The organism is Longimicrobium sp. (genome assembly GCF_036280135.1).
Classification (GTDB): domain Bacteria; phylum Gemmatimonadota; class Gemmatimonadetes; order Longimicrobiales; family Longimicrobiaceae; genus Longimicrobium.
The window spans coordinates 1-12,023 of sequence record NZ_DASURI010000101.1 but is presented as its reverse complement, the minus strand read 5'-3'; the positions used below and the strand labels follow the sequence as shown (position 1 = coordinate 12,023).

Annotated in this window: 10 protein-coding genes; all 10 read left to right on the top strand. The window is 70.6% G+C overall.

Annotated elements, in window-relative coordinates; translation table 11 throughout:
- Positions 1 to 70: 70 nt before the first annotated feature.
- Positions 71 to 901, top strand: coding sequence for a 5-dehydro-4-deoxy-D-glucuronate isomerase (kduI, locus tag VFZ20_RS03225; RefSeq protein ID WP_329682385.1), 831 nt, complete (start codon positions 71 to 73; stop codon positions 899 to 901).
- A 59-nt stretch (positions 902 to 960) separates the two neighbouring features.
- Positions 961 to 2,160 carry a DUF4861 domain-containing protein gene (locus VFZ20_RS03220; protein ID WP_329682384.1) on the top strand — a complete coding sequence of 400 codons (1,200 nt, stop codon included), beginning with the start codon at positions 961 to 963 and terminating at the stop codon, positions 2,158 to 2,160.
- Between the two features lie 41 nt (positions 2,161 to 2,201).
- On the top strand, positions 2,202 to 2,378 hold the full coding sequence (locus VFZ20_RS03215; protein WP_329682383.1) for a hypothetical protein: 177 nt from the start codon (positions 2,202 to 2,204) through the stop codon (positions 2,376 to 2,378).
- 238 nt (positions 2,379 to 2,616) lie between these two features.
- Positions 2,617 to 3,900, top strand: a complete 1,284-nt coding sequence (locus tag VFZ20_RS03210) for a dienelactone hydrolase family protein (protein ID WP_329682382.1) — start codon at positions 2,617 to 2,619, stop codon at positions 3,898 to 3,900.
- Positions 3,901 to 4,327: 427 nt separating this feature from the next.
- Entirely contained in the window at positions 4,328 to 5,794 is a 1,467-nt protein-coding gene (locus VFZ20_RS03205; RefSeq protein ID WP_329682381.1) for a surface-adhesin E family protein, read from the top strand.
- 564 nt (positions 5,795 to 6,358) lie between these two features.
- Positions 6,359 to 7,033 (top strand): Ig-like domain-containing protein, encoded by a 675-nt coding sequence (locus VFZ20_RS03200; protein ID WP_329682380.1) that lies wholly within the window; start codon positions 6,359 to 6,361, stop codon positions 7,031 to 7,033.
- A gap of 21 nt (positions 7,034 to 7,054) precedes the next feature.
- Positions 7,055 to 8,137, top strand: a complete 1,083-nt coding sequence (locus VFZ20_RS03195; protein WP_329682379.1) for an Ig-like domain-containing protein — start codon at positions 7,055 to 7,057, stop codon at positions 8,135 to 8,137.
- Positions 8,138 to 8,503: 366 nt separating this feature from the next.
- The gene (locus VFZ20_RS03190; protein ID WP_329682378.1) at positions 8,504 to 9,847 is read left to right on the top strand and encodes a pitrilysin family protein; all 1,344 of its coding nucleotides are present in this window, start codon (positions 8,504 to 8,506) and stop codon (positions 9,845 to 9,847) included.
- Positions 9,847 to 11,289, top strand: a complete 1,443-nt coding sequence (locus VFZ20_RS03185) for a pitrilysin family protein (RefSeq protein WP_329682377.1) — start codon at positions 9,847 to 9,849, stop codon at positions 11,287 to 11,289. Before VFZ20_RS03190 ends, VFZ20_RS03185 begins: the two co-directional genes overlap by 1 nt.
- A gap of 424 nt (positions 11,290 to 11,713) precedes the next feature.
- On the top strand, positions 11,714 to 12,023 hold a 310-nt coding region (locus tag VFZ20_RS03180), incomplete at its 3' end, for a ribose-phosphate pyrophosphokinase-like domain-containing protein (protein WP_329682376.1).

The window sequence follows — 12,023 nt, the reverse complement described above, 5'->3', positions numbered from 1 at the left end:
CGCTCCGCTGTCGGCGCGAACTGTCCTGACCGGATGAAATGCGGATTTCACGGAAGAAGGATTGTCTGACATGACCATGCACTACCTGCCCGGACCCGTCGAGACGCGGCGGATGGATACGGCCGAGCTGCGCGACCGCTTTCTGCTGCGCGGGCTGTTCGTTCCCGGCGCGGTCACGCTGCGCTTCGTGGACCTAGACCGCGTTGTTATCGGCGCGGCGGTGCCCACGGACGGAACACTGTCGCTGGAGGCGCCGCCCGAGATGGCCTCGGAGTTCTTTTGCGAGCGCCGCGAGCTGGGCGTGCTGAACGTGGGCGGCGCCGGCAGCGTCACCGTCGACGGCCAGCGCCACGCCATGGCCTTCCGCGACGGCCTGTACGTGGGCCGCGGCAGCCGCGAGATCACCTTCGAGAGCGACGACGCGGCCAGCCCCGCGCGCTTCTACCTCGTCAGCTATCCCGCGCACGCCGCGTATCCCACCACGCACGTCGCGCAGTTCGAGGCCGAGGCCACGGAGCTGGGGACGGTGGCGAGCGCCAACCGCCGCATCCTGCGCAAGTACTTTCATCCCAACGGCGTAAAGACGGCGCAGCTGGTGATGGGCGTGACGGAGCTGCAAGAGGGCAGCGTGTGGAACACCATGCCCGCGCACACGCACGCGCGCCGCACGGAGGTCTACCTCTACTTCAGTGTGCCGCAGGACGCGGTGGTGATGCACCTGATGGGCGAGCCGGACCAGACGCGGCACCTGGTCGTCCGCGACGAGGAGGTGGCGCTGTCGCCGGGCTGGTCCATCCACTCCGGCTGCGGCACGGCCGCCTACACGTTCTGCTGGGCGATGGGCGGCGAGAACCAGGTCTTCGCCGACATGCAGGGCGTGGCGATGGACGCGCTTCTGTGAGGAGTGCCACGTGCCGAGTGCCAAGTGCCAAGTGCCAAGTCACTGAGACGATTTTGCCGATGAAGATGATCCGCATCTGCCGCTCCGCCCTGGTCGCGCTGGTGTCCCTGCTCGCGCCCGCCGCGCTCGCCGGGCAGACGGGCGTCGCCGTCCGCGCCGAGAACCCGCTCGCGGTGGCGCGCGCGGACGAGGTGCTGACGCTGTCGTGGGCGCAGCTGCGCGCCGCGCTGCCCGCCCTCTCCGCCGACCGCGTGCGCGTGATCGATGCCGCCAGCGGAGCCGAACAGGTCACGCAGGCCATCGACAACGACGGCGACGGCACCACGGACGAGCTGCTCGTGCTCACCAGCTTCTGGCCCGGCGAGCGCAAGGAGCTGCTCGTGCAGGCCCAGGCGCCCGCCGCCGCGCCCGCGGCCCGCGTGTACGCCCGCCACGACGCGCACCGCGACGACGTGGCGTGGGAAAGCGACCGTATCGCGTTCCGCATCTACGGCCAGGGGCTGTGGCAGGCGTCGGAGTTCGAGCCGCTGGTGAGCAGCGGCGTGGACATCTGGCCCAAGCGCGTCCGCGACCTCATCGTGGAGCGCTGGTACGCCAAGGGCCACGACCAGTACCACCGCGACACGGGCGAGGGCGCCGACTTCTACACCGTCGGGCAGACGCTGGGCGCCGGCGGCGTGGGCGTGCTGCAGGACGGACGCGTGGTCAGCGCCCGGAACTTCCGCGCGCACCGCATCCTCGCGACGGGCCCCATCCGTGCCGTCTTCGAGCTCACGTACGACCCGTGGGACGCCGGCGGCGTGCAGGTGCAGGAGGTTCGGCGCATCGCCATCGACGCGGGGCAGAACCTGTATCGCATGGAGACCACGTTCCGCACGGCCAACGGCGCCGACCTGCCGTTCGTCACGGGCACCGTCAAGCGCGAGGGGCTCGTGGGCAGCAACCGCCGCGGCGCGCAGTGGGGGTGGCTCGCCACGTGGGGACCCGTGGAGCGCAAGAACGGCGGCCACGGCTCGCTGGGCACGGCCGTGCTGCTGCCGTCCGCGCAGTTCACGGACGTGGCGGAGGTCGAGAATCACTTCCTGGCGCTGTCGACGGCCCGCTCGGGCGTGCCGGCGGTGCAGTACGCGGGTGCCGGCTGGACGGCCAGCGGCGACTTTCACGGTGTGGAGGACTGGTGGCGCTACCTGGACACCTTCGCCGAGCGCCTGTCCAACCCCATCCGCGTGACCATCGGCGCCGCGTCGGCTTTACGTTGATGTTACCTTTGATGGTGAACAATCAACCCGGTAGGCTGGCCATGCAGTCGGACGATGCCACTCATCCCGAGCACCTGATCATCTCCGAGGCGATCGACCGCATGCGGCGCGCCGATGCGATCGTTCGTACCTGGCTGGACCCCGCGTTTCGCTCGATTGATCCGGCGGTGCCGGAGGTCGTGGGACCTCCAATGCGCCTCCGCAGACGGCGCATCTGAGCTGTCGTTCTTCTCGGTGGATGTCGAACGGGCGCCGGAGCCACCGCTCCGCGCCCGTTTTGCTGATGATATTCATGTAGTCAATTGACTTCCTGAGGGAGGCGCCGCGCGATCTCGCCTACGCGTGACTCCCTGGCGCCGACCGAAGGATCTCCTCTCCCGCGCTCGGAGACTGCCCCGAGCCGCCGAGCTCAGCCGTGCGTTGACTTGGATGATGAACCCTGATCGCGATCTCTCGATGCGCATGACGCGCCGGCAGGCACTCGGCGCGCTGGGCGCCCTCGCGCTGCCGCTGGACGCGGGGCCCTGGCCGTCGCATCCGCTGGCGGACGTGGATGCAGCAGACGTGCATCCGCCGATGCAGGACGGAGAGTCGGACCTGGCCAACCTGTGGGACACGGTCGCGTGGGTGGCCCGCGAGCAGGCGCCGTCGCTCTCGTTCCTGGACGATCGATGGACGTCGCTGGAGGAGTGGAAGGCCGTCGCGCGGCCGGCGCTCCTCCGGCACCTGGGCTTCGATCCCGCGCCGCCCGCCGTCACCGGCGAGGTGACGGCGACGGAGGCACGCGACGGGTTCCGCATCGAGACCGTCCGCCTCCACGCGTCGCCCGCGTACGACATCCCCGCGCGCGTGCTCGTGCCCACGGGGCGCACCGGCCGGATGCCCGCCGTCGTGGCGCTGCACTGCCACGGCGGCCAGTACGCGTGGGGCGCCGCCAAGCTCGTAAGCAGCCCGGACGATCCGCCGACGCTCGTGGAGTATCGCCAGCGGCTGTACGGCGGCCGCGCCATCGCCGAGGACCTGGCGCGGCGCGGCTTCGTCGTGATCGTCATCGACGCGTTCTACTTCGGCGAGCGACGCCTGCGCGCGGAGACCCTCCAGCGCGACGTCGTCCCCGCCGAGGCGCGCGAGGCGTTCGCGTCCCTCGCGGGCCTCCCCGCCGGAAGCGCCGAGCGAATCGCGGCCGAGAACCGCGTGGCGGGCGCGTTCGAGACCCCCGTGGCCAAGACGTTGTTCGCCGCCGGCGCGAGCTGGCCCGGCCTGCTGACGTGGGACGACCGGCGGACGGTGGATTACCTGCTCACGCGCGTGGACGTGGACCCGGGGCGCATCGGCTGCGTGGGTCTGTCCGGCGGCGGGCTGCGCAGCGCGTGCCTGGCCGCGGCGGATCCGCGCATCAAGGCCGCCGTGGTGGTCGCGTGGATGAGCGCACTGGGCGAGATGCTGCCCCGCCACGCGCGCCGCCACACGTGGATGGCCTGGGCGCCGGGTCTGCGCGCCTCGCTGGACCTGCCCGACGCGCTCGCCCTCGCCGCGCCCGGCGCCGTGCTCGTGCAGCAGTGCGCCCGCGACACGCTTTTTCCCGTGGAGGGCATGCGCGCGGCCGTCGACAAGCTGGAGCGCGTCTACGCCAAGACCGGCATCCCCGACCGCTTCGTCGGCGCGTTCCACGAGGCGCCACACTCCTTTACCCCGCCCATGCAGTTCATCGCGTTCGACTGGCTGCAGCGCTGGCTGTGATGCCGGACTCAGCCGGCACGGACGCGCGGGACAGGTCTACGGAAATATCTCACACGGGGCCTTCGGCCAACGGAGGGAACGGTAACTGATTGAAAAAGAAACCGTTGACCCCGTTGGTCGAAGGCCCCGTGTGAGAATGCTGTTTCGAGCTGTCCGGCGGCGATTCAGCAGGAGGACGAAGATGTCTCGCTGAGTCACGCTTGTCCCGTCGGGGTCCTGCATGCGGACGGACGTCGGATCGCCGGGACGGAATCCATCTGCCGATCCCGTACGTACTTGTCCCGCCCGCGTGTCGCGGCACCGCTCCGTGCGGGGCAATGCGCACCGGATTTGCGTTCGATGCGGGACGTGCGACGCGGCGGCCCCGTGCCGAATCGCGCCCGATCCGCTCCAATTCCTTCCGCTCTCCCCGGTTGAGGTGCCGCCGATGATGCGCCGTATTCTCCTCTCGCTCCCGATTTCGCTCGCGCTGGCCGTGGCCGCGCCCCCGGTGGCGCACGCGCAGCTTTCCGTACCGCAGGTGGTGCAGCGGTCGGGGCCGGCCGTGGTGTCGCTCAAGACCTTCGACGCGCGCGGGCGCGAGATGGTGCTGGGCAGCGGCTTCATCCTGCGCGACGGGCGCATCGTCACCAACGCGCACGTGGTGGAGGGCGCCGCGCGCGTGGACGTGTACGACGCCGACGAGCGCCTGCTGGGCACCGCGCGCCACGCCGAGGCCCTGGACGCCGACGTGGACATCGCCGTCCTGCCCGGCATGGGCGCCGCGCGCAACACCGTGCAGCTGGCCCGCGAGGCACCCACCGTGGGCGAGGAGGTGGTGGCCATCGGCGCGCCGGAGGGGCTCACGAACACGGTGAGCAACGGCATCGTCAGCGCGTACCGCGAGGTGGAGGGGCAGCGGATGATGCAGATCACCGCGCCGCTCTCCGAGGGCTCGTCGGGCGGGCCCGTGCTCAACCGGCGCGGCGAGGTGGTGGGCGTGAGCGTGGCCATCTACCAGGCCGGCCAGAACCTGAACTTTGCCGTGCCCCTGGACGACGTGCGCGCCGTGGTGGACCGCCGGCCGGGCCGCGTGGCCTTCGCGCCGGCATCGGCCGGAGGGGGCGGGCGGGGCCGGCGGCGCGGGGACGCGGACCAGGCGGGGGAGATGGCGTCGGGCCGGACGCGCCCGCCCGCGGCCATCCGCGTGGGCCAGCCGGCCATCGCGGGGACGCTGGAGGCGGGCGACGCCGCGTTCACCGAGGGCGGCTACTTCGACCTGTACCACTTCCAGGCGCGCCGGGGGCAGCGGCTGACGGTCACGCTGCGGTCGGACGACTTCGACGCGTACCTGCGCGTGGCCCACGCCCGCTCGGGCGACGACGTGGACTGGCTGGGCGAGGACGACGACGGCGGCCTGGGCACGGATTCGCGGCTGACCGTGACGGCGCCGGCGGACGGCGAGTACTGGATTGCCGTCAGCGCGTACGACGAGGAGCCGGGCGCGTACGAGCTGGCCGTGCGCGACGCGGGCGCCGGCGCGGGCGGATCGACCGGTGACCGCGCGGAGCTGGATGACCGGTGGATCGCGGCGGGCGAGACGGAGACGTTCGAGCGCTTCGTGGACCGCACGCGCATCACCCCGCAGGGCAACGGCGTGTACCGCGTGTGGGTGCGCAGCATCTACGCCGATCCGTACACGGACGAGTACGGCGACACGTACGACAACGTGCTGTCGCGGATGGACTACGACTGCACCCGCCGCCGGTGGCGCGCCGTGCAGGTGATCCAGTACCTGGGCACGGACGTGGTGTGGAGGTCGGACGACGAGCCCGGCGACTGGGACGAGTGGGTCCCCGAGAGCGTGGGCGAGACGACGGGCGAAACCGCCTGCCGCGTGGCCCGGGGCGGCTGAAAACAACAACGACAACTGCATTCTCACGCAGAGCCGCAGAGGGCGCAGAGTACTTCATCGCGCGACGAAGTACTCTGCTGCCCCTGCTCCCTCTGCGTGAGATAGGTTTTTCCATCCCTGCCACGGATCCCGGCACTCCGAGGAATTCCGAAATTTCCGGAATACACGGTCCGCCGATCATCATTGCCGACAATGTATTCGGCAGCATCCACCGAACCGACATGCAGAGGATCGGCGGGGACCGGATCTGATACGATTCACCGCAAGCCCTTGCGGATTCGCGCATTCTGAACGTTTGGGCGCCTGGGTGTCGGACGCGGAGCGCGCCGTGGACGACCCGGATCGCGCGCGGCCGAGGCCCGGAACGGGATCGTTGTGAAACGAATGTTTCCGATTACCTTGGCTACCGCTTCCGCAGGTCTCCTTTCGTTCCTCCAGCCGTACTTCCGCTCCATCCCAGGCCCCACGCACCCGTCCAGCCGTGCCCCCGCACGACCGCGCCGGGACCGCCGTAACCTGTCGGCGCAGTGCCTTGCGCCGGCCCAGCCCGCACGCCGAGGTCGCATGAGCCGCATCCCCACTCCTCTCCACACCCGTCCGCGCCGGTGGACGGCGCTCGCCCTGGCCGCGCTGTTCGCCGCGTCCGCCTGTTCCGGCGACGCCACGGGCGGCCAGCCGGGCGGCGAGGCGCTGCTCCAGGTGAGCGCCAACGTCTCCGCCACCCCCATCAGCACCCTGGTGGTGGAGGTGACCGCCTCCGACATCCCGCAGCCCCTGGTGTTCAACCTCCAGGTGCAGAACGGCGTGGCGTCGGGCACCATCAAGATGCCCCCGGGCAGCGCCCGCACCATCACCGTCAAGGCGTTCGACACCAGCGGCCAGATCACCCACGAGGGCAGCGCCACGGTAGACGTGGACAACGGCCAGAACCCGCCCGTGAACATCTCGCTGGGGCCCCGCAGCGGGCACGTACCCGTGACGGTGTCGGTGGGTGACCACAGCGTGAGCATCTCGCCGGCCTCGGCCACGCTGGCCGCGGGCGACAGCCTGCAGCTCACGGCGACGGTCACGGCGGCCGGCGGCGGCACGCTCAACGTGGCGGTAGACTGGGCCACGCTCAACCCCGGCCGCGCCACCGTGAGCTCCACGGGCCTGGTGCGCGCCCTGTCGTCGGGCACCGTGCAGATCGTGGCCACGTACTCCGGCGTGGGCGGCAGCAGCCAGATCACCATTCCCTGACCCCAGCGCGCGAAACCGACCATGAGCATCCGCAAGCTCGGCGGGTTCCTGGCGGCGGCCCTCGTGCTGCTGCTGGGCGCCTGCACCGACGGCGTCACCAACGCGGGGGGCGACGGCGAGACCTCCGCCATCCGCGTGACGGCCAACACCTCCGGCACGCCCATCGCCACCCTGGTGGTGCAGGTGACGGCGGCCGACATCACCACGCCCCTGGCCTTCAACCTGGTGTCCAGCAACGGCGTGGCCACGGGCACCATCAAGGTGCCGCCGGGCGCGGCCCGCACCTTTACCGTGCAGGCGTTCGACAACACGGGCGCCATCACCCACGAGGGCAGCGCCACCATCGACGTGAGCCCGGGCAACAACAACCCGCCGCTCAACATCAGCCTGGGGCCCCGCGCCGGGCACGTGCCCGTGACGGTCACCTTCGGCGCGGCCAGCGTGATCGTGAACCCCGCGTCGGCCACCCTGCTGGATGATTCCACCCTGCAGCTGCAGGCCGTGGTCATCAACGCCGAGGGCGACACGCTGAACGTGGCGGTGGACTGGGCCACCAACAACCCGGCCAGGGCCACCGTGAGCGCCACGGGCCTGGTGACGGCCGTGGACACGGGCACCGTGCAGATCCACGCCACGTACGAGGGGCTGGGCGGCTACGCGGCCATCACCATCACCCTGCCGGGGCCGCCGGCCACGGGCACGTTCACCTGGACGGGCGCCGTGAGCACGGACTGGTTCACGGCGGGAAACTGGTCCGCCAACGCCGTCCCCACGGCCACGGACTCGGTGCTCATCCCCGCCGGTCCGGCCAACATGCCCGCGCTGGACTCGGCGACGACGGTGGCGTGGGCGCAGGTGCAGGCGGGCGCCACGCTCACGCTGGGCGCGGACTTTACCGTCTCGACCGACGTGCTGGCCGACGGTCCCATCCAGGGTCCGCACCGGGTGATCATGCCGGGCACGGCCGCCACGGTGCGCGGCTTTCTCCCGCAGCTGCGCGTGACGGGCACGGTGAGCCTGGTGGGGGCCACAAGCAGCAGCAACATCACGGTGATCGGGGGACGGCTGCGCACCAGCGGCTTCTTCCTGGGCGTCACCAACTGACGCGCATCACCCGGATGATGACGGACGCGGCCCCGGCTCTCCTGCGCCGGGGCCGCGCTTCGTTCCCGTAAACCCAACTGCATTCTCACGCAGAGGAAGCAGAGGCGCAGAGAACTGCGGATTCGCGCAGAACCGGGGTACTCTGCGTCCTCTGCGGCTCTGCGTGAGAAATCTGTTTTCCGCCTTGCCGAAGCACTTCGCTTCCAACGGATTGAGCGAGGAACATCCACCTTCTGGCGGGTACTATCGCCCGCGCCGGGAGGAGAAGAAATTAGCACCCCGGGCGAACCCGCCTATTTCGGGATCGCGACAAACGCGATACACTCTCCCGCATCAGGACACCTTCACCCAGACAAGGGCAGCACGATGAAACGCCTCGTTCCGCTGCTGTGCCTGCTCGCGGCCCCGGCGGCGGCGCAGCAGGTCAGCATTCCCCACACCACCTTTACGCTCCCCAACGGGCTGCGGGTGATCGTGGCGGAAGACCACTCCGCGCCGCTGGCCGCGGTGAACGTGTGGTACCACGTGGGCTCCGGCTACGAGCGGCCGGGCCGCACCGGCTTTGCGCACCTCTTTGAGCACATCATGTTCGAGGGGAGCAAGAACGTGCCCGAGGGCGACTTCGACAACTGGCTCGAGGCCGCCGGCGCCCGCAACAACGGCAGCACCACCACGGACCGCACCAACTACTACGAGGTGATGCCCAGCAACGCCGTGGAGCTGGCGCTGTGGCTGGAGGCCGACCGCATGGGCGGCCTGCTGGATGCCATGTCGCCCTCCAAGCTCGAGGGCCAGCGCGGCGTGGTGAAGAACGAGCGCCGCCAGAGCTACGAGAACCAGCCGTACGGCCTGCTGTGGGAGACGGCGTCCACCCTGCTGTACCCGCAGGGCCACCCGTACTCGTGGACCACCATCGGCTCCATGGCCGACCTGGACGCGGCCCGGCTGGAGGACGTGAACGCGTTCTTCCGCACCTACTACGCGCCCAACAACGCCTCCATCGCCGTCGTGGGCGACGTGGACCCGGCGCAGGTGCGCCAGTGGGCGGAGCGCTACTTTGGCTGGATCCCCCGCAACACCGACGTGCAGCGGCCCACGGATCCCATGCCGCAGCTCACGGCCACCACCTACACCACCCGCGAGGACCGCGTCACGCTCCCCGAGCTGTCCATGATCTGGCGCACGGGCAAGCGCTTCTCGCAGGACGAGGCGGCGCTCAACGTGCTGGCCGACATCCTCACCTCGGGCAAGAGCTCGCGCCTGTACAAGCGCCTGGTGTACGACGAGCAGGTGGCCGCCTTCGCCAGCGCGTTCAACGACGCCAACCTGCTCTCGGGTGACTTCTGGATGCGCATCCGCGCCCGTCCCGACGTGGACCTGGACCGCATGCAGGCCGCCGTGGACGAGGAGATCGCCCGCATCGCCCAGACGCCGCCTTCGCAGGAGGAGCTGGAGCGCGTGATCAACGGCCGCGTGACCGGCTTCGTGGGCCGGCTGGAGACGGTGGAGGGCAAGGCCGACCAGCTCAACGACTACCTGTACTTTACCGGCACCGCCGACTACGCCGAGCGCGACCTGGCCCGGTACCGGGCCGTGACCCCGGCCGACGTTCAGCGCGTGGCCCAGCAGTACCTGGCGGGCAAGAACCACGTGATCATCAGCATCGTGCCCCAGGGCAAGACGGAGCTCGCCGCCCAGGAGAACCAGTAATGAAGCGCCTGATCCTTTCCCTTGCCGCGGGTGCCGCGCTCGTCTCCGCCACGCAGGCGGCGGCCCAGCCCGGCTTTCCCACCACGCCGCCGCGTCCGCAGGGCGCGCCGCGCATCAGCCTGCCGCAGCCGCAGCGCATGCAGCTGCCCAACGGGCTCACGGTCATGTACGTGCGCCAGCCGGAGCTCCCGGTGGTGAGCGCCGTCCTCGTCACGCGCGGCGCCGGCACGGCCGACGAGCCGGGCGACCTGCCGGGCCTGTCGTCGTTCACGGCCAACATGCTGGACGAGGGCGCGGCCGGCATGGACGCCCTGCAGCTGGCCGACGCGCTGGACCTGCTGGGCGCGTCGCTGTCCACGGGCTCGGGCACGGACGCCGCCCAGTCCAACCTGTACGTGCTGCGGCAGAACTTTCCCCGCGCGCTGCAGCTGATGGCCGACGTGGTCACGCGCCCCGACTTTCCGGAGCGCGAGGTGAGCCGCCTGCGCGACGAGCGCCTCACGGCCCTGGCCCGCGCCAAGGACGAGGCGACGACCATCGCCGGCAACGCGTTCGCGTCGCTGGTGTACGGCGGACAGCACCCGTACGGCCGCGTGCCCAGCGCCGAGAGCACGCGCGGCCTGGACCGCGCCCGCGTGCAGGCGTTCCACGCCTCGCGCTACCGGCCCGAGAACAGCACGCTCATCCTGGTGGGCGACGTGGACGCGGCGCAGATGCAGCCCATGATCGCGCAGGCGTTCGGCGGATGGCGCGCGCAGGGCGCGGCCATGCAGATGGGGACCGCCCCGGCGGCGCCCACCATCGGCCGCACGACGGTGTACCTGATCGACAAGCCGGGCGCGGCGCAGTCGGAGATCCGCATTGGCCACCCGGGCGTGGCCCGCGACAACCCCGACTACTTCCCCCTGCTGGTGCTCAACACCATGCTGGGCGGCACCTTCACCAGCCGGCTGAACACCAACCTGCGCGAGACGCACGGCTGGGCGTACGGCGCGCGCAGCAGCTACAGCATGTTCCGCGGCGCGGGCCCGTTCACGGCCGCGGCCGGCGTGCAGACCAACGCCACCGACAGCGCGCTGGTGGAGTTCTTCCGCGAGCTCAACCGCATCCGCACGGAGCCGGTGAGCGCCGACGAGCTGCAGAAGATCAAGAGCTTCGTGGCCCTGCGCCTGCCCGACCAGCTGGAGACCACGCAGGACGTGGCCGGCAACCTGGCCAACCTGGAGACGTACGGGCTGAACGCGTCGTACTTCGACGACTACGTGCAGCGGGTGATGGCCGTGACGGCCGATGACCTGCGGCGCGTGGCCAACCAGTACGTGCGCCCGGAGAACTCCGTGGTGGTGGTCGTGGGCGACCGCTCCGTGGTCGAGGCGGGCATCCGTGCCGCCAACGTGGGCCCGGTGGAGATCCGCGACGTGACGGAGTTCGTCCGCGAGTAGGGAAGTGCGTGAGTGCGGTAGTGCGTTAGTGCGGAAGTAGAAACGCGCGGGGGATCGGGTTCGATCCTCCGCGCGTTTTTTCGTGCCGGGGTGAGGGCGGGGATCGGGTCCTCGCGGAGGAGGCGGAGTGTGTCGCGTGCGCGGAGGGCCCCCTCCCCCCGACCCCCTGCCCCCGCTTCGCGGGGGAGGGGGAGCACTGCAACTGCTTTCAGCCTCCCCCAGGGGTTATTGGGGGAGGTGGGCGAGCTCCGCGAGCCCGGAGGGGGCGCCCGGGCGAAGCCAGCCACGCGCGCAAGACCCGCCCGCTCGCCGAAACCACTCCCGCACTCACGCACTTCCGCACTCACGCACTTCTTGCGGCATCCGCCCCCGCCCGCCTATTCTACGCGGCTCGCCAAGACCCCTTGAACAAGGTCCGTTACGAATGTCCGATCCGTTCCCGAGCGGTGGCCCCATGCTGCTGGCCGGCACGGCCAACCTTCCGCTCGCCAGGGAAATCGCCAAGCACCTGAACCTGGAGCTCGGCGCGGTCACCATCAAGAAGTTCGCCGACGGCGAGATCTTCGTCCGCATCGACGAGAACGTGCGCGGGCGAGACCTGTTCATCATCCAGAGCACCACCGCCCCCGGCGACAACGTCATCGAGCTGCTCCTGCTGATCGACGCGGCGCACCGGGCCTCGGCGGCGCGCATCAACGCCGTCATCCCCTACTTCGGATACGCCCGGCAGGACC

Coding starts and splice junctions, on each gene's coding strand:
- VFZ20_RS03190 (WP_329682378.1), top strand. CDS start 8,504: ATGAAACGCCTCGTTCCGCTGCTGTGCCTGCTCGCGGCCCCGGCGGCG.
- VFZ20_RS03195 (WP_329682379.1), top strand. CDS start 7,055: ATGAGCATCCGCAAGCTCGGCGGGTTCCTGGCGGCGGCCCTCGTGCTG.
- kduI (WP_329682385.1), top strand. CDS start 71: ATGACCATGCACTACCTGCCCGGACCCGTCGAGACGCGGCGGATGGAT.
- VFZ20_RS03200 (WP_329682380.1), top strand. CDS start 6,359: ATGAGCCGCATCCCCACTCCTCTCCACACCCGTCCGCGCCGGTGGACG.
- VFZ20_RS03210 (WP_329682382.1), top strand. CDS start 2,617: ATGCGCATGACGCGCCGGCAGGCACTCGGCGCGCTGGGCGCCCTCGCG.
- VFZ20_RS03185 (WP_329682377.1), top strand. CDS start 9,847: ATGAAGCGCCTGATCCTTTCCCTTGCCGCGGGTGCCGCGCTCGTCTCC.
- VFZ20_RS03215 (WP_329682383.1), top strand. CDS start 2,202: ATGCAGTCGGACGATGCCACTCATCCCGAGCACCTGATCATCTCCGAG.
- VFZ20_RS03205 (WP_329682381.1), top strand. CDS start 4,328: ATGATGCGCCGTATTCTCCTCTCGCTCCCGATTTCGCTCGCGCTGGCC.
- VFZ20_RS03220 (WP_329682384.1), top strand. CDS start 961: ATGAAGATGATCCGCATCTGCCGCTCCGCCCTGGTCGCGCTGGTGTCC.